At 68.6% G+C, this 20663-nt stretch carries 19 protein-coding genes and 1 pseudogene; 12 read left to right on the top strand and 8 right to left on the bottom strand.

Features of this window, described 5'->3' with window-relative positions; translation table 11 throughout:
- The first annotated feature begins 15 nt into the window (after positions 1-15).
- Both QSK17_RS27010 and QSK17_RS27005 read left to right on the top strand, forming a co-directional pair.
- Positions 16-966 (top strand): hypothetical protein, encoded by a 951-nt coding sequence (locus QSK17_RS27010; protein WP_285708158.1) that lies wholly within the window; start codon positions 16-18, stop codon positions 964-966.
- Positions 967-969: 3 nt separating this feature from the next.
- Entirely contained in the window at positions 970-1788 is an 819-nt protein-coding gene (locus QSK17_RS27005; protein WP_285708157.1) for a MauE/DoxX family redox-associated membrane protein, read from the top strand.
- Positions 1789-1893: 105 nt separating this feature from the next.
- On the opposite strand, the gene QSK17_RS27000 is transcribed toward QSK17_RS27005, so the two are convergent.
- Together QSK17_RS27000 and tnpA are read right to left on the bottom strand one after the other, a co-directional pair.
- Complete coding sequence (locus tag QSK17_RS27000; protein ID WP_502889314.1) at positions 1894-3066, bottom strand: DUF8462 domain-containing protein; 1173 nt, start codon at positions 3064-3066, stop codon at positions 1894-1896.
- Positions 3067-3451: 385 nt separating this feature from the next.
- Positions 3452-3904: an IS200/IS605 family transposase gene (gene tnpA, locus QSK17_RS26995; protein ID WP_285708259.1), complete on the bottom strand. Its 453-nt coding sequence runs from the start codon at positions 3902-3904 to the stop codon at positions 3452-3454.
- Positions 3905-3939: 35 nt separating this feature from the next.
- Between tnpA and QSK17_RS26990 the strand changes: the two genes are divergently transcribed.
- Positions 3940-5091 carry an RNA-guided endonuclease InsQ/TnpB family protein gene (locus QSK17_RS26990; RefSeq protein WP_285708154.1) on the top strand — a complete coding sequence of 384 codons (1152 nt, stop codon included), beginning with the start codon at positions 3940-3942 and terminating at the stop codon, positions 5089-5091.
- A 67-nt stretch (positions 5092-5158) separates the two neighbouring features.
- Here the strand turns inward: QSK17_RS26990 and QSK17_RS26985 are convergent, their stop codons facing one another.
- The 4 genes from QSK17_RS26985 to QSK17_RS26970 all read right to left on the bottom strand — a co-directional run bounded on the left by QSK17_RS26985 (position 5159) and on the right by QSK17_RS26970 (position 8581).
- Positions 5159-5383 carry a hypothetical protein gene (locus tag QSK17_RS26985; RefSeq protein WP_285708153.1) on the bottom strand — a complete coding sequence of 75 codons (225 nt, stop codon included), beginning with the start codon at positions 5381-5383 and terminating at the stop codon, positions 5159-5161.
- Positions 5384-5676: 293 nt separating this feature from the next.
- Positions 5677-7233, bottom strand: coding sequence for a radical SAM protein (locus QSK17_RS26980; RefSeq protein WP_285708258.1), 1557 nt, complete (start codon positions 7231-7233; stop codon positions 5677-5679).
- Positions 7234-7238: 5 nt separating this feature from the next.
- Positions 7239-7529 carry a hypothetical protein gene (locus tag QSK17_RS26975; protein ID WP_285708152.1) on the bottom strand — a complete coding sequence of 97 codons (291 nt, stop codon included), beginning with the start codon at positions 7527-7529 and terminating at the stop codon, positions 7239-7241.
- Between the two features lie 209 nt (positions 7530-7738).
- A complete protein-coding gene (locus QSK17_RS26970; RefSeq protein ID WP_285708151.1) occupies positions 7739-8581 on the bottom strand; it encodes a prolipoprotein diacylglyceryl transferase in 843 nt (280 codons plus the stop codon).
- 293 nt (positions 8582-8874) lie between these two features.
- On the opposite strand from QSK17_RS26970, the gene QSK17_RS26965 reads away from it, so the two are divergent.
- From QSK17_RS26965 to QSK17_RS26945, 5 genes are all read left to right on the top strand, one after another.
- Positions 8875-9414, top strand: a complete 540-nt coding sequence (locus QSK17_RS26965; protein ID WP_285708150.1) for a M15 family metallopeptidase — start codon at positions 8875-8877, stop codon at positions 9412-9414.
- A gap of 450 nt (positions 9415-9864) precedes the next feature.
- Positions 9865-10047 carry a hypothetical protein gene (locus QSK17_RS26960; RefSeq protein ID WP_285708149.1) on the top strand — a complete coding sequence of 61 codons (183 nt, stop codon included), beginning with the start codon at positions 9865-9867 and terminating at the stop codon, positions 10045-10047.
- A gap of 26 nt (positions 10048-10073) precedes the next feature.
- A complete protein-coding gene (locus tag QSK17_RS26955) occupies positions 10074-10955 on the top strand; it encodes an NUDIX hydrolase (protein ID WP_285708148.1) in 882 nt (293 codons plus the stop codon).
- Positions 10956-11041: 86 nt separating this feature from the next.
- Positions 11042-12055 carry a permease gene (locus tag QSK17_RS26950; RefSeq protein ID WP_285708147.1) on the top strand — a complete coding sequence of 338 codons (1014 nt, stop codon included), beginning with the start codon at positions 11042-11044 and terminating at the stop codon, positions 12053-12055.
- 5 nt (positions 12056-12060) lie between these two features.
- A complete protein-coding gene (locus QSK17_RS26945; RefSeq protein WP_285708257.1) occupies positions 12061-12951 on the top strand; it encodes a TIGR03943 family putative permease subunit in 891 nt (296 codons plus the stop codon).
- 23 nt (positions 12952-12974) lie between these two features.
- Here the strand turns inward: QSK17_RS26945 and QSK17_RS26940 are convergent, their stop codons facing one another.
- Complete coding sequence (locus tag QSK17_RS26940; protein ID WP_285708146.1) at positions 12975-13817, bottom strand: GNAT family N-acetyltransferase; 843 nt, start codon at positions 13815-13817, stop codon at positions 12975-12977.
- A gap of 107 nt (positions 13818-13924) precedes the next feature.
- On the opposite strand from QSK17_RS26940, the gene QSK17_RS26935 reads away from it, so the two are divergent.
- From QSK17_RS26935 to QSK17_RS26925, 3 genes are all read left to right on the top strand, one after another.
- On the top strand, positions 13925-14806 hold the full coding sequence (locus QSK17_RS26935; RefSeq protein WP_352231851.1) for an alpha/beta fold hydrolase: 882 nt from the start codon (positions 13925-13927) through the stop codon (positions 14804-14806).
- Positions 14807-14922: 116 nt separating this feature from the next.
- On the top strand, positions 14923-15465 hold the full coding sequence (locus QSK17_RS26930; protein ID WP_285708144.1) for a PRC-barrel domain-containing protein: 543 nt from the start codon (positions 14923-14925) through the stop codon (positions 15463-15465).
- A gap of 445 nt (positions 15466-15910) precedes the next feature.
- Positions 15911-17278: a PAS domain-containing protein gene (locus tag QSK17_RS26925; RefSeq protein WP_285708143.1), complete on the top strand. Its 1368-nt coding sequence runs from the start codon at positions 15911-15913 to the stop codon at positions 17276-17278.
- Between the two features lie 68 nt (positions 17279-17346).
- Here QSK17_RS26925 and QSK17_RS36265 read toward each other — a convergent pair.
- A pseudogene (locus QSK17_RS36265) lies at positions 17347-17556 on the bottom strand (alpha/beta fold hydrolase); the annotation flags it as partial.
- Positions 17557-17776: 220 nt separating this feature from the next.
- On the opposite strand from QSK17_RS36265, the gene QSK17_RS26920 reads away from it, so the two are divergent.
- Positions 17777-20224 (top strand): metallophosphoesterase, encoded by a 2448-nt coding sequence (locus tag QSK17_RS26920; RefSeq protein WP_285708141.1) that lies wholly within the window; start codon positions 17777-17779, stop codon positions 20222-20224.
- Positions 20225-20663 lie beyond the last annotated feature (439 nt).

Below are 20663 nucleotides of genomic sequence, written 5' to 3'. Positions count from 1 at the left end.
TGTGACGCTGGACGGGTGAGAGTACCGATGCCGCACGCGCGGGTCGAGCGCCGGCACCTGCTGTCCGCGGCCGCCCTGGGCCGCGCCCCGCAGGCGCCCCGACCGGCCGAGGACGACGACGGCACGGCGATCGACGCCGTGAGCGGCCAGATCCTCGACGCCACCACCCACCTCCTGATCATCGAGAACGACGACGGACAGGAGGAACGCCTCGTCATCGCCCCATGGGCGACCGCCTGGCGCGCCGGCCCCGTCCCTCCGACAAGACTGCCCATCGGCTCCCGTGTGATCATCAGGACGCGCGCGGGCCGGGTCGCGGACTGCGTGTGGGCGGACATGACCCGGATGACCGGGATCATTCTCGACGTCCGCGGCCGGCGCGACCTCACCGTCGAGATCGACAGCGGACCTCACCGGGGGCGACGCTCGGTCGTGATCCCCTACCGCTCGACCGGCCGGATCCGGGTACGGCATCCGAAACTGGAACCCGGCTACCTCTTCGACGCCATCGGCACGATGCAGGACGGCGCCGCCCTGGCCCAGGTCCCCGCCACGTCGCAGCCGCCGCACCGAGGGAGAGCGGTTCCTCCGCCGCCACCGGCGTTCGGTGGGACGCAGGCGAAGATCTCCGGGACGGCCGTGTGGTCGGACTACGCGGACCACGGCGCGGCCTATCCGATGCTGGAGAGCTCCGACACCGGGTGCGACGAGGGCGTGGTCTCGTGCGCCCGCCTGCCGTACCTCTCGCTGGGATCGATGCTCTTCGTGCGCAATGTCTGCGCCCAGCGGTCGGGGACCGTGCCGATCGTGGGGTGCGGCTGCATGGCCGGCCGTTTCTGCGACCGCTGCGTCGACTGTGACACTTCGCCGCGCGGCAGGATCGTCGAGCTGTCCGCGGTCTCGTACGTGCGACTCGGTGGCGACCTGACCAAGGGCTGTTTCAACGCCCAGGTCGGATTGGGGTGAAGTGTGCTGGTGACCGCGGCGGTGGCCGCCCTGCCCATCCTGACGCTGCTCCTGACCACGGGCGGCGTCGCCAAATTGATCACCGCCGGCGAGGACGCCGGGCAGGGGGCGCTGAGCCGGCTCGGCCCCGCTGTCCTGATTCCGGAGCGCTTCAGGAGAGCCGCCATGCTCGCCGGTGCCCTGGGCGAGTTCGCGCTGGTCGCCGGCCAGCTCGCCGCGAACCTCGCCGTCGCCCGCTGGCTCACCGCCGTGTTCTTCACGATGTCGACGTACGTGTTGTGGGACCTGCGGCGGCGCCGTCCCGATGTGGGATGCGGCTGTTTCGGCGAGGTGAGCTCCGCCCCGGTCGGCCTGCGGTCCGTCGCGCGGGCGGCGGTGCTGACCGCGATGGCGGTCGTGGTGGCGATGGCGGACGTCGGTCCGGCCGACGTCCTGTCGGGAGCGTCCTGGACGGCCGCGGCCTGGGCCGCGGGCGGCCTCGCGCTGCTGCTGTCACTCTCGCCGGAGATCGAGGAGACCTTCTCCCGGCTGCGCCACCGGGCTCCGTGCGAGCAGCGGCCCATGCCCGCCGACCACGCGCTGTCCCGGCTCCGAGCCAGTACGGCATGGCGCGCCCACGCCGGAGAGCTGGAGTCGGACGAGCCGCACGACTCGTGGCGGGAGCTGTGCTGGCGGTTCTTCGTCTTCCCCGGCCGGGGAGGAACCGAGGTGGTCTTCGCGGTCTATCTGAGCGGGCGGCGGCCCGCCGTCAGGGTGGCGGTGGTCGGGCAGGACGGCAACCCGGTCGAGCCGCTACAGGAATCTATCGCTGTATCGGCCTGAGGCTAGACAGCCATAGATTCCCGAATGCGGGCAGGTGAATTCAGCTCTCTACGGCTCTCTAGCTTCCCCACTAGAAAGCCGTAGAGAGGTCAATGGCGGGGGTCGCTACAGCGGTTGCGCACGCAGGAACCTCCCGAAATGGGGGACGGTGAAGGCGATCACACCGCGCTCCGCGCTGTAGATCAGACCCTTCTTGATGAGGTTGTCGCGAGCTGGCGAGAGGCTCGACGGCTTACGTCCGAGCAGGTCGGCGACGTCGGCCGTGGGCACCGGGTCATCGCCGAGCTGGGCCATCGCGTGCATGTAGTCGCGCTCGGCCGGGGTGGCGCGCTCGTACCTGCTGCCGAAGAACCCGACGGCGAGCTCCTCCTCGGCCTCGGGCGCCGACACCTTGATGTCGTCGGCCGTGATCGGGCTTCGCGGGGCGAGATCCCAGGCGACCTTGCCGTACGCCTGGACGAAGTAGGGATAGCCGTCGGCCGCCTCGTAGAGGGCGTCGAGCGCCTCGTCGGTGAACTCGACGTCCTCACGCCCGGCGGGAGCGATGAGCGCGAGGTCGGCGGCGTCCCGGTCCAGGCGGTCAATCCGCGCGTACCGGAACAGCCGCTCGGAGTAGCTCTTGCTCGCGGACAGGACCCCGGGCAGGTGCGGCAGCCCGGCCCCGACCACGATCAGCGGCCCGCCGTTCTGCGACAGCTCATGACACGCGGCGCAGAGCGCGGAGATGTCGGATGCCGGCACGTCCTGCATCTCGTCGATGAACAGCGCGATGCCGACACCGAGGTCGGTCGCGACACCGGCGGCGTCGACGAACAGCTCGGTCAGGTCGATCTCCAGGTCGCCGGAGTCGGCCCGGCCGCGCGACGCGGGGACGTCGATGCCCGGCGACCAGTGGGAGGTCCCCTTGGCGGCGGCCGGGTCGCGCATCGCGAAGGCCTTCAGCACGCCGAGGAACATCTCGATGCGGTCGGGAGCGCGGTGACGGGGGGCGAGCTCGCGTATCGCCATGTGCAGCGCGGCGGCGACCGGGCGGCGGATCGACTGGTCCGGCCGGGCCTCGATCTTGCCGGTGCCCCACAGCCGCTGCATGGCCATCGACTTGAAGGTGTTGAGCAGGACGGTCTTGCCGACGCCCCGAAGCCCGGTGAGCACCATGCTCCGCTCCGGACGGCCGCGGGCCACCCGCTCCAGCACGACCTCGAACTGCTGCAGCTCACGATCGCGCCCGGCGAGCTCCGGTGGGCGCTGCCCCGCACCGGGGGCGTAGGGATTGCGCACGGGGTCCACGCTCTCGGACTTTATTACCGGATATAGCGGCCGTCGTAGATTTCCGTAGAAAGCGCTACGGCGTGTCGCTCCGGGCCGGAGCGGGACACATCGCCCAGAGGTGGCCGACGTCCGCTCCCGGGACGCCATCGGTGCCGCGAGCAACGCCATGGCACACCTCACCTGCAGAGTCGGCGACCGAACCCTTGTTCGATCCGATGCCCATGACTGTAGCGCTCCCTCGAACATGTGCGCGACGTCTTCCGAAAAAAGCCACCGCGAAGCGCGACGTGTCGCGCGGCCGCCCGCGCGTCGAGCCGACGATTCAGCGTGATTTAGCGAGGAACCCCGGGCGTTCACGCCCGGGAGGAATCGCTTCCCTCTCCCCGCCAGGACGCTAGTCCGGGCGTTTCTGGTTCTCGATGTACTTCCTGATGATCGACAGCGGCAGCCGACTGAGTCTGCCGTCTCGGCGGGCACCGCCACAGAAGGCGGCGAAGTAGGACGGAGGCCAGAAGTGCCCGCCCCACAGATACTTGCGGACGTGGCTGGGGAACTCCTTGCGCAGCAGGCGTGCCGAGACGCCCTTGAGGGAGTTGACCAGGGCGGACAGGGCCACCTTGGGCGTGTAGAACACCAGTAGATGCACGTGGTCGCTGTCGCCGTTGAACTCGCGCAGCTCCGCTCCGAAACTGTCGCACACCTCGATCATGATCTCCTCGCAGCGTGACAGGAGTTCGCCCGTGAACACACCACGCCGGTACGTGGTGGGGAAGACCGAATGCGCGTGGAGGCTGTAGACCTGTGGACCACGCTGTGACCTTGGCGGATATCCGGTTTCGGTTTCCATCACGGCGACGCGCACCAGCCGATAATGTGTTCGATGTGAAGCTGGTGGTGCAGGTGAGGCTGCGGCCGACGCCCGAGCAGGCGGCGTCGTTGGAGGCGACCCTGCGCGCCTGCAACGACGCCGCGAACTTCGCCTCGGCGACCGCGTTCACGACCGGGGACCGGCGCGAGTACGCGCTGCGCAAGCACACCTATCGCGAGGTGAAAGCGCGCGGGTTGGGGGCGCAGGCCGCCCAGCATGTGATCAAGAAGGTCGCCGACGCCTACACCACACTGAAAGCCAACATCCGGGCCGGGAACCTGGGACCGGAAGGCTCCCGGCGCCGCGCGCGGGCCGAGAGTAAACCGATCGTCTTCCGCGCCGGTGCCGCGCAGTCGTTCGATGACCGCTGCCTGTCCTGGCAGATCGACGCGCGCATGGTGTCGATCTGGACCACGGCCGGCCGGTTGAAGAATGTCGCGTTCACCGGGTCGGCCGACCAGCTCAAGACGCTCGCCTTGTACCGGAAGGGCGAGTCCGACCTGGTCTGCCGGGACGGCATGTGGTTCCTGTACGCGACCTGCGAGATCCCCGATGTTCCGGTCGCCGAACCCGACGCCTTCATAGGGGTGGATCTGGGCATCGCCAACATTGCCACCACCAGTGACGGCGCCCGCCACTGCGGTAAGGGCCTGAACGCGGTCCGCCACCGCAACCGGGAGCTGCGCCGCCGGTTGCAGGCCAAGGCCACCAGGTCCGCCAAACGGCTGCTGAAGAAGCGCCGCCGCAAGGAGGCGCGGTTCGCCGCCGATACCAATCACCGCATCGCCAAACGCATCGTGACCGAGGCAGAACGCACCGGACGCGGCATCGCCCTGGAAGACCTGGGCGGCATCCGTGACCGGGTACGGCTCCGCAAGCCCCAGCGGGTCACGCTGCACTCCTGGAGTTTCCACCAGTTGGGGAGCTTCATCGCCTACAAGGCGGCCCGGCACGGGGTCGCCGTGATCCACATCGATCCGGCCTACACCTCCCAAACCTGCTCGGCCTGCGGGCATGTGGACAAGGCCAACCGGCCGGGCCAGGCAACCTTCTCCTGTACGTCGTGCGGCTTCGCTGAGCACGCCGACGTCAACGCGGCCCGCAACATCGCCTCGCGCGGTGTCACGGGCTGGGCAGTGAGTCACGCTGCCGACGACGCGGCCTGACCCGTACCCGCCAGGTACGGCGAGGAGCTGCAAGCTCGGCCCTTCAGGGCCGAGAAGCTGACGCGATTCAGCCGAAGAACCGCAGGACGAGGGCGGCGGTCGCGGCGACGACGATGAGGGCGAGGTAGGCCAGAACCAGCCGCGTGTCGCGCAGCAGGCACTTGCTCCGGACAAGCCCCGCCCGGCGGGCCCGGACGTACCCCACGAACCCGACGGCGGCGAACCCGATCACCGCCAACGGGCCCAGCAGCCAGCCCAGCAGGGCCACGGTCGCGTAGACGCAGAGCCGCAACGGATCGAACGGCGGCGCGCCGACCGGCCCCCTCCGGCCTCCTCCGTAGGGCCCGGATCCGCTCGCGGACCCGCTCGGGGATCCGTAAGCGGATGACCCGGGCCTCGAGGACCCGCTGGTCGCGTACCCGTCGCGCGTCGATCCGTTCGTCGTAGATCCGTTCGTCGTAGATTCGTTTGTCGTAGATTCGTTTGTCATCGATCTGTCCGCCGCGGCTGCCTGCGCCGCGAGCGCCTCCTGGTAGACCACCCCGATCAGCGGCGGCTTCGGCTCGTCCGGCGTCTCTCCCCGTCTCATGTGATCTCCACCAACGGGAGCCGTACGCCGGAGTCGACCGAGGCGACCGCGGACAGGCGCTGGCGGGCGAGCGCCGGCCACGCCTGCACCGCACAGAAGGGCGCGCACTGGTCCTGGTCGGGGCGGGTGCCGACGTGCACGCAGCACTGGGTCAACCGCTCCTCGATCATGGTCGACATGTCCATGAACGGCTTGACCGTGATGCGGACCACCCGCTCCCCGAGCAGGCGCCGTAGGCGTCGCTTACGGCCGGGCAACGCCGACGACGCGAGGGTCAGCAACGTGGACATGCCGAGATCGCAGTTCTCGCAGATGTCGCGCCAGACATTGCCGATCTCCGGGTGGGACAGCGACGACTGCTCGGACAGCAACCCCAGCAGCGACTCCTGTACGGCGAGGCGCAGCTCGCGCGGAATCTCCGAGTCGGCGATCCGATTGGAGACCAGGCCGAGGTTCTCCTTCAATCGGTCGTGGCCGATGAGCGCGGTCAGGGACCGCCAGCTGCCGGCGTCGTCCTTGAGCATGTAGCCGACCGAGCAGCAGTGCGGGTGGGAGCACGGCAACGCGGTCAGGTCACGCCAGGTGACCAGGCCGTCCGTCTGCGGGCCGAGCCGCTTCAGCACGCCGGTGTGGGTCAGCCGGTCCATCGGATCGATCAGCCCGGAGCGGCCCGACCCGAACTGGGGCTGAATCGACACCCCGCCGACGTACGGCGTGTCGAGCGCCAGCCGTACGACATCGCCGATCTCGCCGTCGTTCACGCCGAGGGCGGCGGTCATCACGAGCGTGGTGAAGATCTCTCGCCCGGAGAGCCGTTCGAGCGCCTGCTCCTTGAAGCGCCGCAGGTCACCACCCCGGTGGTGGCGGGACGCCTCCGCGGAGACTCCGTCGTACTGGAGGTAGATCTCGACCCGCTCCCGGTGCTCGGTCAGGAGGTCGAGCAGGGCGTCGTCCCTGGCCACGAGGACGCCGTTGGTGTTGATCAGGATGCGGGTGATGGGCCGGGACGCCAGCCGTTCGAGCAGCTCGGGCAGCGCGGGGTGCAGGGTCGGCTCGCCCCCGCTCAACATGAGGACGTCGATGCGGCCGTTCTCGCGGGCGAGCCGCTGGTCCACACTGGCCAGGATCTCCTCGACCGGCACCACGCCGCGCAGGTCGGGCGAGGACTCGGTGAAGCAGGTCGGGCAGCGGAGATTGCAGGTCTCGGCGATGTCCTCGAGCAGGATGCAGGTGTGCTGGGTCTGCATCTCGGGGAGCCCCCGCAGGTACGCCTCCGGAACGGGGGCGAAGTTTCCCGCGACGTCGGGGATGTGCGCCTTCGTGGGAGCGGTCCATTCTTCGAGATAGGCGAGGATCTCCGGATCCTCGTCGTACAGCGTGCGGACCATGCCGTGCGTACGGCAGCCGCGCTCCAGGTAGACGCGGTCGTTCCTGGCGGCCAGCCAGCCCGAGAGCCGGGGTACCTGGTCGAGCGGCCGATCCGGACGCTCGTCGTGACAACGGGGACAGAACGCGTTGACGTAGCGCAGGATCCGATCACCGCGCAGGGGCATTCCGCTCACAGGACACCACCACTGTAGATTTCCGGGTTGATCCCGGTGCAGAACCCGACGGAGACGATCGAGACGAGCGCCCAGCCGATCATGAGGCCGAGGCCGAGCCCCTTGCTCCACGGCCTGCGCAGGAAGATGAGCCCGGCGCCACCGCCGAGCGCGATGGCCGCCAGGATCAGCGCGGCCACGCCGACGACCAGCGTCTTGTGGTCGCCGATGCCGTCCGCGATGCCCAGCGTCAGCAAGAAGGCCATCAGATTGATCACTATGAAGATCGCGAACCCGACGAAGGTCATGCCGACGACGAGTCCTGTGGAGCTCTTCTGCGGCCGCGGAGGCGGCGGCCAGCCGTAGCCGGGCGGCGGCGGTCCGTACGGCCCCTGAGGACCTTGGGGTCCTTGAGGTCCTTGGGGTCCCTGGAAACCGGGTCCGTGGGATCCCTGTGGCGGGCCGGGCTCGGGGCCCCGGTCGTCCTGGGGTCCGCCGGGAGGCTCGGGGGGAGTCGTCATGGCGTCTTCGGGGCCGGGGAGGCGCCCTCCTCCTGTCGCGTGTAGGTCCAGCGGTCTCTCTTGTGTACCAGCATGTCGTAATAACCACGCCGATAGCCGGACAGCAGTCTGAGGAAGACGAGCACGAGGCCGGGAACGAGGAACCACTGCGGCCGGGTCAGATCAAGCCAGACCGTCTCGTTCGCCCTGGTGAACTCCACCAGGAACCGGAAAACCGCGTACGCGCCGACGTACAGCGTGAACAGCTCGCCCGGCCGGTCGACCCGGTCGCGGGCCCAGAGCAGGGCGCAGAACGCGGCCAGCTGGAAGACGATCTCGTACAGGAAGGACGGATGCATGGCCTGCCCGGCGAGACAGCCGGGGCACTCCGGGACGGAGGCGGGCGCGTGCACGCCCCAGGGAAGACTCGTGGGACGCCCGGGCGCCTCGGTGAGGAAGCAGCCGATCCGGCCCACGGCCATGCCGAGCGCGACGGCGGGGGCGAACAGGTCGCCCGTCTTGCCGCGGTAGCCGATGATCCGCTTGGCGATCAGCACTCCGGCGTAGGCTCCGGTGAGGCCGCCGAGAATGCTGCGCGAGCCGAACATCCACGCTTCGAGGAGGCTGGGGTTCAGCCGCGGGTCCAGGTGCTCGGCCCAGCCGGACAGGCGCATCCCGATCGCGCCGCCTACAAGCGCTCCGGTGACCGCGACCAGCGAGTCCTCGTGCAACGCGCCCCTGCGGCGGGCCTCCAGAACGAAGACCACGGCCGCCAGGACCACACCGAGACCGACGAAGAAGCCGTGGGTGGGGACGGCCAGTCCGCCGAAGCGCAGCTCGGGAAGCACGATCGCCACCATAGCGGGGCACTCCGACGATCCCGATGCCGCGATCGGCCGATCCGGGGGTGACGGCGGGGTTACGCTGACGTATGGCTACCACACGTTTCCGCAGATCAGCGATAGTGATGTTGGCCATTGCCGGGGCGACGGCGTGCAGCACCGAGGTGAAGTCGGTGATGCCCCCTCCGGCGACGGTCACACCCTCGGGGAACGCGACGGCGGCTCCCACAGCGGCCCCGACGGAGAGTCCGAGCGCGACGGGGAAACCGTCTCCTTCCGGTCCTCCTCCGTTCTCGGCCGAGGTGACGAAGGTGACGCGGGATCAGGTGGCGTACTCCTGGCGGCCGGGATGCCCGGTCCAGCTGAGCGACCTGCGCATGATCACGATGACTCACTGGGGCTTCGACGGCAAGCCGCACACCGGCAGGCTCGTCGTCAACCAGGCCGTCGCCGACGACGTCGTCTCGGTCTTCAAGAAGCTCTACGGCTACCGCTATCCGATCCGCAAGATGGAGCCGATCGACGCCTACAAGGGCAGTGACTACGACTCGATCGACGCGGACAACACCTCGGCGTTCAACTGCCGGGCCGCCACGGGGTCGACCAGCTGGTCCGAGCACGCGTACGGCCAGGCGATCGACCTCAACCCCCTTGAGAACCCGTACGTGTACGCGAACGGGTCGCACGCGCACAGCAACGCCGACGCGTACGTCAAGCGCCCGCTCCACAAGCCCGGCGTGATCAACGCGGGCGACCGGGTGGTCCGGACTTTCTCGACGATCGGCTGGGGCTGGGGCGGCTCCTGGTCGGGCGCGAAGGACTACCAGCACTTCTCGAAGAGCGGCAAGTAGACGTCCCGCGCCGGGAATCGCACTGGTGCAAGCGGGACCGGCCGTGTCACGCTGATCTCTGGTCCCGCCGTCGCCGGAGTTCGGCCGGCTGCGGAAGGGGCGAATACTGCCACGGTCAGGGGGGAGCATCGTCATGAAAACGCGTACGCCCGCTCCTTCGGCCGAAGGGGCGGGCGTCTGTGCCGTGCTATGAAAACTCGCGATGCCCGGAGCCGCCGGGAATCGCGAGCGAGGGCTCACACGCTAACGGATGTGGGGAGAGAAACGGGAAGGATCGCTTACCACTCCATAACGATCGGCAATCGGGCCTGTCACGTTCCATCGTGCCGGGTCCACGGATCAACTGTTTGTCTTACGACGGCGTGACAGGAGAAGCACTAGATGTCGGGTTGGAACAATTCAGGCCCAACCGTCCGGTTGTGGCCACCGGACCGCTTCGAAGTCCGCTGTATGCGGCCGAGTCCCGAGTTCTCCTCGGCTGACCGCTACCACTACGCCAAAAACGCGCACGAAGCCATACTCCGGCTCAGAGACGCCGGACTGGCGACGCAGATCCAGGCCATCCGGCTCGACGACGGCGCGGTGCTCTACGACCTTGCCTCCGGGACGAGCGTCCCGGCCGAGCAGTGGTGAACCACTGACACGACAGGACGAGGGGCATGGCGGCCAAGGACGGGGACGGTTGGGCCCAGTGCGATCGCGGACACCGGCACTGGGGCATCCACGGCGCGGCCGGCCTGCTCGCCGTCCACCACACCCTGGACGGCATGCCGTACATCCTGATGCAGAAACGCTCCTGGTGGAGCCACCACGGCGGCACATGGGGGCTGCCCGGCGGCGCACGCGACAGCCACGAGGACGCGATCACCGGTGCGCTGCGCGAAGCCCGCGAGGAGGCGGCGCTGACCGGTGACCTCCTCCGGGTCCAGAGCGTCTATCTCGACGATCATGGCGGCTGGTCGTTCCACACCGTGATCGCCCAGGCCGAGGGTCTCCTCGACGCGTCCCCGGCGAACGGCGAGAGCTCCGACATGCGCTGGATCGCGGCCGACGAGATCGCGGCCAGGAAGCTGCATCCGGGGTTCGCCGAGACCTGGCCGCGGATCCGGCTCGCGCTCACTCCACTCACCGTCATCCTCGACGCGGCCAACATCATCGGCGCGCGGGCCGAGCACGGCTGGTGGCGGGACCGCGCCGCGGCCACCGCCCGGCTGATCGGCGAACTCGGCGCGCTCGCGGCGCGCGGCCTGCGCCGGCCGCCGGACGACATGCACGACCTCACCCAGTGGTTCCCCCGGATGACCGTCGTGGTCGAGGGCGCCGCCCGAGGCGTCACGGGCGTCTCGGAGGTTTCCGGAGTCTCCGGGATCTCGATCGTCGAGGCGACCGGCAGCGGGGACGACGCGATCGTGGCGCTCGTACGCGATGCGAGGCCCTGGGAGAAGATCCTCGTCGTCACCGCCGACCGCGAACTCCGCCGACGGGTGGAAGCCCTCGGAGCGTCGTTCACCGGCCCACGCTGGTTGCTGAACCAGCTCTGACCGCGTGCCGGCCCACCCCCCCATGGGCTGTCGCCGGTTATCCACAGGCAGGCCGACCGGCGCTGGAGGTCTGCCAGGATGACCACATGCCCGACCGGACCCTGGCCGATGTGTCGACGGAGTTGCCCCCCTCAGAGTGGGGGCGCAGGTCCGCGGCGCCGCCTGCCATGCCATGGATCTTCGCCGCCGTCGTCATTCTGTTGATCGCCGGGCGGTTCGTCCTCACTCCCTTGCTGGCGTTCCCCTCGCTCCAGACCTGGGCGACGATCTTCGTGGCGATCTCCGTGCAGGCGCTGCCGTTCCTCGTCTTCGGCGTGCTGCTGTCGGCCGCGATCACGGCGTTCGTGCCGGCCTCGTTCTGGACGCGCGCCCTTCCCCGGCATCCCTACGCTGCGGTTCCCGTGGCGGGCGCGGCGGGCGCGGTCCTTCCCGGGTGCGAGTGCGCGTCCGTCCCGGTGGCCTCCGGTCTGATGTCGCGAGGCGTCACCCCCGCGGCCGCGCTGGCGTTCCTGCTCGCCTCTCCCGCGATCAACCCAGTGGTCGTGGTGGCCACCGCGGTCGCGTTCCCCGGCCAGCCGATGATGGCGGTCGCGCGGTTCGCCGCGTCCCTCATCGTGGCCGTCCTGGTCGGCTGGCTGTGGCTCCGCTTCGGCCGCTCCACCTGGTTGCGCGTCCCCGCCCGTACGGCCACCGCCGGGTCGAAATGGGAGGCGTTCCGGGAGGCCGCGCAACACGACCTCCTCCATGCCGGAGGCTTCCTGGTCGTCGGCGGGCTCACCGCGGCCACGCTGAACGTCGTGGTGCCACGCTCCTGGCTCACCGCGGTGGCCGATGTGCCGCTGCTCTCCGTCCTGGTACTCACGCTGCTCTCCGTCCTGCTGTCGATCTGCTCGGAGGCGGATGCCTTCGTGGCGGCGTCGCTGACAGCGTTCTCTCCCACAGCGAAGCTGGCCTTCCTGGTGGTCGGGCCGATGGTGGACCTGAAGCTGATCGCCCTCCAGATCGGGACGTTCGGGCGAGCATTCGCGGCCCGGTTCGTCCCTCTGACATTCATGTTGGCGTTGCTGGTGAGCATGGCCGTCGGAGGTGTTCTGCTGTGAACCGGATGTCACAGAGCCTGGTGATGGTGTTCCTCGGCGGCGCCGTGTTGCGGATCACCGTGCTGTCCACGAGCTACCTCAACTATGTGAAGCCCGGCTTCCGACCGTTCCTGATCGCGGCGGGCGCCGTGGTCCTGGCGCTCGGGGTCATCGGTCTGATCCAGGAGTGGCGTAAGCCGTACCTCACCGCCCCGGACCACCCACACGGCGAGCACGCCGAACACCACAGACATGAAGATCACAGTGGAGATGCCGGGCACAGTGATCCTGGGAGTCGCGCCGGGCGGGGGAGCGGCGGCAGCCGTGGGAGCCTGGACCTGAGCCACAGCAGTCACGAGAGCACGGACCCGAGCCACAGCGATCACGAGGGCCGCGGGCATGGGGGGCATGATCACTCCCACGGACCACGGGTGGCGTGGTTGCTCTGCCTGCCGGTGTTCGCGATCTTCCTCATCGCTCCGCCCGCGCTGGGGGCGTTCGCGGCCCGCTCGGAGGAGCCTCCCCCGCGACCGCCGGTCACCACGGACGCCTACGCCCCTCTCGCCACCGACTCGGTGACCGCGATGCCGATCGGCGAGTTCATCGGCCGGGCCTGGGCCGACTCCACCTACTCCCTCACCGGGAAGCGGGTCCGGCTGACCGGCTTCGTGGTGCCGTCGGCGAAAAAGAACCGGTGGTACGTCACCCGCATCCAGATGAACTGCTGCGCTGCCGACGGCATCCCGCTGAAGGTGGCCGTCCTCAAGGCGGCCCGGCCGCCGGTGGACACCTGGGTGGAGGTCACCGGCACGTGGGTCCGTCCCAAGTCCGACAAGATCCCCAACGGGATGGTCGCCCCCGAGCTGGTGGCCACCGACGTCACCGAGGTCCCCCAGCCCGTGGAGCCCTATGAGTGAGAGGCAGAGAAGAGCGACGCAGGTCAGCCGAGGGCGACCATTACGGGGGTGAACAGGCGGGTGCGGTCTCCGGGGAGCGCCTCGCCGTACTCCATGATCGTGGTGGAGAAGCTGTGGGTCAGGCCGTGTCGCTCCGCCCAGGCGAGCAGCTCGGGCCTGCTGGTGTCGATGTCGACGCGAACCGGACCTTCGACCTCGGAGGCCAGGTCGGAGAGGAGTTCCAGCGCCACGTCCGCGTCCTGCGCGATCATCGGGCCGAGGACCGTCTCGGTCATGTTCCGCCAGGCACCACCGAATCCGGCGAGCCCGCTCGGCCCGTCGACCACGCGGAACCGCTCCGAAAACGACTGCAACCGGGTCAGCAGCTCGACCCGTGGCGCGCCGAAGACCTCGGCGTCCAGGGCGAGGATCGCGGGCAGATCCGAGGGCTCCGCAGGCCGGGAGGTCCCACGGGACAGGCCGGTCACCTGCCCCACATGGGTGGCACACTGGCCGATCCCCCGGAAGCCGAGCCTCTCGTACATCGGCCGCCCGTACGCGGTGGCGGTCAGCCAGGCACTCGCCGTGCCCGATCGGTCCAGGGCGTACCGCATCAGGGCACTGCCGAGGCCACGGCGTTCGTGCCGCTTGGCGACGAGCATCATGCCGATGGCGGCGACCTCGCGGCCGAACCGGGTGGACACGACCGTTCCGGCCAGCCCACCATCCGGATCATCGATCCCGTAGACGTCTCCGACCTCGAACAGCAACCGCCACTTGCGCTCTTCGGGCGCCCACTCGCGGTCCTCGGCCAGGCGCAGGCACTCCGGCAGGTCGGTGACATCGAGGAGGCGAACGGCGAGGCCGGGGATCAACTGATCGGTCACATGGTTCCTTCGGGTCGGGACGAGTCCGGTGAAAACTCACGCTCGACGGACAGCTGAGCCGGCGCGGATCCGGTGAAAGACCGGAGCCCCGCGGGCAGCGGGGCTGCATGCGGAACCGGCTCGACCGGCGACAGAGCACCAGAAATCCTGCCGCGCGTCCATCAGTGATTCAAACGATTTTCGCTGTGCTTGGATCGTGGAGCATGAGCATGGCTGCGAACACCCACGGCGACGGCTTCCCCTTCGTGTGCCTCTCCTGGTTCGGGTTGGACGGCGATGCCATGGCGGCGGCCATGGAGCCCGCCCTATCCGGATCCATTGCATTACAGCGGATATATCCAGATCTGCCGGGATGTGGTCGATCGCCGGGAGGTCCCGAGGATTCCGATGGGATCGTGGACGCCGTCTTGGAATTCCTCGACGCGCGGATCGGCTCCGGTCGATTCCTCCTGGCCGGTTGTTCCTATGGCGGATACATCGCCTCCGCCGTCGCCCGGCGCCGGCCGGAACAGGTGGCCGGGCTGTTGTCGATCTGCTCCGGAGTGAAGATCCGGCCGGCGGATCGAGATCTGCCCGACCCACCGCACCGCGTCGACCCCGCCGGATGGCTGTCGGGTGTGCCCGCCGACCTGCGTGATCACTTCTCTCTGGCGCTGGGCAACCGGACCGGCGAGGTCGCTGAGCGGGTGGCCGCCGTACTGGCCTCTTCGGCGCCGGGCGACGACGACTATCTGGGACGGCTGAGGGCGACGGGTTACCGGCTCTCCGACGAGGACGCCGCGTGGACCTACCCGGGCCCCACGAGCGTCATCGCCGGGCGGCAGGACCGGATCGCCGGATACGCGGACCAGTTCCGCGCCCTTGCGTCCTTTCCGAACGCCTCCTACAGCGCGCTGGCCGACGCGGGGCATTACCTCCCCCTCGAGCAGCCACGCGCCTTCCGTGACCTGACGCAGGAGTGGCTCGCCCGCTGTGACATCGGTTGGTGAAACGCGCACGGCCACCATGAGCCAACAGAAGATCTAGCTGCTTCGTCCAGTACATCGGGTTTTCCTTCAAGGTCCAGCGGTAGGGCCGAGGGAGACGGCGAAGGACGGAGGAGAGCATGATCAGGCAGGAGCAGATTCCGCAGGTACTGGACATCCCGGTCGAGGGCACCGGCGGACAGAAGCTCGGCGAGGTCAAACACGTCTTCCTCGACGACGACACCGGGCAGCCGGAGTGGCTGTGCGTGAAGACCGGGCTGTTCGGCACGACCGAGACGTTCGTTCCGATCCGCAACGCGGACCTGGTCGGAGATCATGTGGAGGTCCCGTACGACAAGGAGCGCGTCAACGGCGCTCCCCACATCTACGTGGACGCCGCCGGGCATATGTCCGTCGAGCAGGAGCGCAAGCTCTTCCGCTATTACGACATGAGCTGGGACACGTCCTGGGAGCAGGCCAACCAGCCCGGCCAGGGATGGGCGCAAACAGGTGGCCCGCAGGAACGCGAGCGCCTGAGCGGTCGGCCCGAAGGTGGGACGACCCCTCGCCCAGGGGTGACCACGCCCCCAGGCGTGACCGGTCACCTGCGAGAGGGGGCAGAGGCCGGTCGCCGGATGGCGGAGACGCTGCGCACGCGCCTGCGCCGGTACCTGAAGCGCTAGGAGGCCCGCCGGGAGCGTCCCTCCCGACGTCAAGCGGGATGTCTTCGGCGACACCGGCCGGCCGGACGCACGTTGTGAACCACGCCGACCGCTGGAACGGCACCGGCCTTGACCTGCTGACGTTCGCGGTACGGCATCAGCCGGCACAGGCGCGGAGGGATCACACCCTCCGCGCCTCCGCGGCCAGGTCGCCGATCCCTCGTTCTCCGCCATCGAGACGAAGATCACAGCTCCGGTCCGCCACCCGGAAGAGACCTGCCTCGGACGTGCGGGCGCCTCGACACCTGAGAGCACGTACGCGGCCGCCGACCGCTCCTACCTGCTCCGATGTCCCTCGCTCGGCTCAGGAAGCACTACGCGAGCCGGTCGTCGATGCTCATGTAGGCGGCGTGAGGGGCCGCCGCACCCGCCGGATAGTCTCTCCGCCAGATCGGGGAGGTGGGCGATGAGCCTTGGCGAGTTGAGCGTGCCCAGCGGCATCGAGCAGTTCATCGGTTCGGAGGAGCTCTTCTTCTCCACGACCGACCGGCGCGGGTTGATCCGCAGCGGCAACTCGGTCTTCGTCCGGACCTCCCGGTTCTCCCTCGACGAGCTCACCGGGGCTCCGCACAACATCGTGCGCCACCCCGACATGCCGGCCGGCGTCTTCCGGCTGATGTGGAACCGCTTGCTTGCCGGTCGTCCGGCGGGAGCGTACGTGCAGAACCGGGCCAAGGACGGCAGCACCTACTGGGTTTTCGCCACGATGACGCCGTCGGCGGAGGGCTTCCTGTCGGTGCGGATGGCGCCGCAGGCCGAGCTGTTCGACGAAGTCAAGCGGATGTACAAGTACGCGGCCGACATCGAGCTCGAGGCGGTCAAGCGCAAGGGCATGAACCGCCGCGAGGTGGCACAGTTCGGCATGGAGCAGCTTGAACTGCTGTTGGCCGAGCTCGGGTTCGCCTCGCACGACGAATTCCTCACTGAGGCGCTGACCACCGAGGTCGCGGCGCGCGGCCGGCTGGCTTCCGCGACGTACGCGCGGCCCCGGGCCCAGGGACCGATCGGGGAGGTGCTGACCGGCGCGGGAGCGCTGGAAGCGATGCTCGCCGACCTGGTGGAGCGCCTGGAGAGTTACCGGGTCTTCAGCGACCGGCTCATGACGTCGTCCACCCAGGTGCTCGACATCGCCCGCCGGCTCGACCGCACGGTCACCAGCGCCCAGACCGCCTCCGCGAGGGTCGCCGACACCGCGCCGGTGCTGCACAACGTCGCCCGGGTGATGGCCGCGCCGACCCGCACCGCTGTGGCCACGCTGGAGCAGCTGGTCCCCAGGCTCGCCGCGCTGCGCTCGTACGTCACGGACCTGCGGTTCCGGATCGCGCTGGCCAGCTTGCACAACGACATGGTCGCCGCGTTCGCCGCCGAGGTCGTGGACGGCATCGCGCCGCCGACCTCGCTGAGCGAGGTGCCCCTGCTGTGCGATGCCGTACATGAGAGCGTGCTGGAGATGTCGACCAGGGCGCAGCAGGTGAATCAGGCGCTGCGCGAGGTCGTCTCCGCTGTCGCCGAGGCGGGCGAGCGGCTGGCCGAGTTCCGCCGGTTCCTCGGGCAGTGGCGGATCCTCGTGATGCGTAACCGAGCTGAGGACGCGCTTGGCGACCTGATGCAGCCGATCGACGACGAGTTCACCGCGAGCTGGGACGGCATGGACATGCTGCACGCGTTGGGCAAGGAGTTCGAGGCCTCGGCCGTGCCGTTCGACGTCGAGGCGCTGGAGGCGCAGGTGACCAGGATCCGGGCCAACGCCGTGGGCTCCCGCGACGCATTCTGAGTCCGTGCCCGACACGACGGTCCAGCGGCATCGATCCCGCTGGACCGCAGGACGTCGTCTCGCATGAGTTCGAGCGAGTACTTTCCCGTCCGGCCATGGCCACGCAGTTCCAGGGCGTACACCCGCCAGTGGCGGGCGAAAGCGTCCACCACGCCGTCCCAGTCCGCCGTACTCGAGCCCAGCCCATGCAGCAGAATCAGCGGCGGGGCGCCGTCGGGACCCGATACCTGGTACGCCAGCCGGAGGCCGCCGACATCGAGCGTGTGATGATCCGCCATGCCCCCAAGATCAGCCACCCTGCAACCAGCCACATCACGCTGGAAAAGGGTCACTGTTCCGCGCTGGAGTTTGGATCCATGAGTGTCCACACTCTTCCACACCAGCGGATGTTATGTGATCGAATGTCCAAATTCATCCCATATTCAGCTCAGGGTCGGAGATGTGATCTAGCGTCACAACGCGATCATCTTGTGACAAATGGGGAATAAGGGATAAAACGTGTCACTCACGACCAGAGTGTTCATAACACTGGCCGCTGCTGCCGCGGCGATCACCTCTATGGCGCCCCAGCCCGTTCAGGCGGCGGGGGATGAGCTCAAGCGGATCACTCCCGCGGTGGACACCAGTCGGCCGCCACAAGACCAGATGGTCCTCGCCGTGATCGGCGATTACGGCGGCTGCGGCGCGGACCGTACCTGCGCCGAGGAGTACCAGGTGGCCGACATGGTGCACTCGTGGAACCCCGCGGCCATCCTGACCACCGGCGACAACACCTACCAACAGGGCCGGCCTGAGGAGGTGGTGAAGGCCCAGGCACCGTACAAGGCCGACATCGACGCGGGAAAGCTCTTCCCGATCATGGGCAACCATGACTACGGCAACGGCTGCAGCCCGGAGAGTGTCCAGCCCAGTGTGGACTACTTCAAGGTCCCGGTGGAGTACGTGGCGGGCTTCGGCAACGGGCTGGTCGACTTCGTCAACCCGGACGCCAACTGCCAGGTGTCGTCGGGCACCGCGATGCCGCCCATCTACGACCGCTACAAGAACACAGTCACCGGCAGTACGGCCGAATGGGTCCTCACCGGTGAGCACCAGCCGATCTTCTCTTCCGGCAAGGCCGGCAACAACCCCGACCGGTCGTGGGTGAAACTGCCCGAGGTCGACCTGATCCTCGCCGGCCACGATCATCACGCCGAGCACATCGTCACCGCGGACGGCTACAACATCGCGATCACCGGGAACGGCGGCGCGGGCCTCACGCCCATATTCAGCGTCGCCCCGGGCAGCAAGTTCCGTGATGCTGAACACTTCGGGGCCATGCGGCTCACGGTGACCAAGGAGTCGCTGAAAGCCGAGTACCTGTCACTGGGTGGCACGGTCGACTACTACTTCATCCTGAAGAAGGACGCCCAGGGCAGGTCGTACCTGGCCGAGCGCTCCGACTGGGTCGATCCGAATCCCCCCGTTGAGTACCCCGTCCCCGACAAGTACTCCGTCTCCTTCGACCTCGCGGCCGGCAAGAGCGACGGGCTGACGTACAAGAACTACGAGGACGGTCCCTACCTCGAGAGCACGGTCGACGGCCGCAATGCGCTCGAACTGCAGAAGAACCCGTTCGGCGGCGCCAACCAGCTGTACATGTTCGTCGACGACGCGGCGATCTCCGGCGGACCCTACAAGGTCACAGCCACAGTCAGCTATCGCTCCCCGGTCGCCGGCTCGTTCGCCCTCCAGTACGACTCCGCGAACAGCGGATCCGCGTACCAGAAGTCGGCGCCGGTCTCGATCCGCGCGGACCAGGTGAACCAGTGGCAGTCGGCGACGATCGAGATCCCCGACATCCGGTTCACCAACCGGCAGAACGGCGGCGCCGACCTGCGCCTGTCGGCTCCGGCCAACCTTCCGCTCGCCATCTCGGCAATGAAGATCGACGTGGTCCCGCCCGCGCCCCGGGTGACCCACGTCTCGATGGACTTCTCCGGCGAGTCCGACGGCCTGAACTGGATTCCCTACGAGAGCGGCCCCGCCCACGAGATCACCATCGACGGCCGCCGCGCCCTGCAGGTGGACAAGAACCCCTTCAACGCCGGCAACAACCTCTACCTCGGGGTCGACGACGCCCACATCAGCGGAGGCCCGTACGACGCCAAAGCGACCATCGAGTACCGCTCGCCAGTTGCCGGCTCGTTCGTCCTGCAGTACGACTCCGCAGCCACCGGGTCCGCGTACCAGAGCACTCCGCGGGTGCAGATCACTCCGGAAAAGGTGAACACCTGGCAGACCGTGACGCTCGACCTGCCGCAGACCATGTTCCGCAACCGGCAGAACGGCAACGCCGACATGCGGATAGTCGGCGCCAACAACCTGCCCTTCATCATCGGGTCGATGAGCATCGACCTCATCGGAGGCCAGGAGGAGTTGCTGAAGGCCGCCAAGGACGCGGTTGCCGCCGCAGAGGCGAACCCGTCGGCCGCAACGGTCCAGGCTGCCGAGGCCGCCGTCGCCAAGCTCGCCGCAGGTGCCGACACCGACGCGCTGACCCAGCGGCTCGCGGTGGTGAAGACGATCGTCCAGGTCCAGGACCTGCTCGCGGGAATCGCCTCGAACAACCTGACCGATTCCGACAAGATCGACAGCGCCATCGCCGACCTCGGCGAGGCGACGAAGATCATCGACCAGCTACCCGCCGACCGTCGTGGCTCTCTGCCGGAAGACACAGCGACCGCGAAGCGCCGGATCGCCGAGGCCGTCACGACATTCCTCAGCCAGCCACCCCACGGCAAGCCGACCGACATCGCCCGGCCCTGGCTGGACCTGTTGGTCTCGGACATGTACGACCGATACGGCAACGACAACTTGCACGGCCGGGTCATGCGGATCGTGACCAGCCACGCCACCGGCGAGGAGGTCACGGCAGCCATCAAGGACTTCCTCGCCACGCGATGACCTCTCCGGCTCTCTAACGGGCGCCGAAGAAGTCGCCGCACCCACCAGGCCCGGCCGAGCTGCGTACCCCGGGTGTCCATCCACATCCAATGTCGGCAGGTCTACGGAACGCCGTCGTCTGGCTCTGGCTCAACGCCGGGTAGCCGCTCCCGAGGTCGCCGGACGCGCCGGGCACGCGTGGACGTGTTGCTCAGGGTCTACGCGAAGTGCATCGACGGCGGTGCAGAGATCACCAACCGGCGGATAGACGACGCCTTGGAGACATGAGGGCGCAAGCTAGTGCCGTGACCGGCAAGGTTTGCCCGGACGGAGCGGTGTCCAGGGTGGTGCATCGCAAGGCGGAGGAGGAGGTCGTAGCGGAGCCTACGGCCGACGACGACAACGCGGCGAGGTGCCGCCCTGGGCGACGCGACGGGGCAAAGATTGACGGGAGGGGCAC

It is taken from the genome of Microtetraspora sp. NBRC 16547, from assembly GCF_030268965.1.
Classification (GTDB): domain Bacteria; phylum Actinomycetota; class Actinomycetes; order Streptosporangiales; family Streptosporangiaceae; genus Microtetraspora.
The sequence above is the reverse complement of the archived record's forward strand: the minus strand, read 5'-3'. Positions and strand labels throughout refer to the sequence as shown.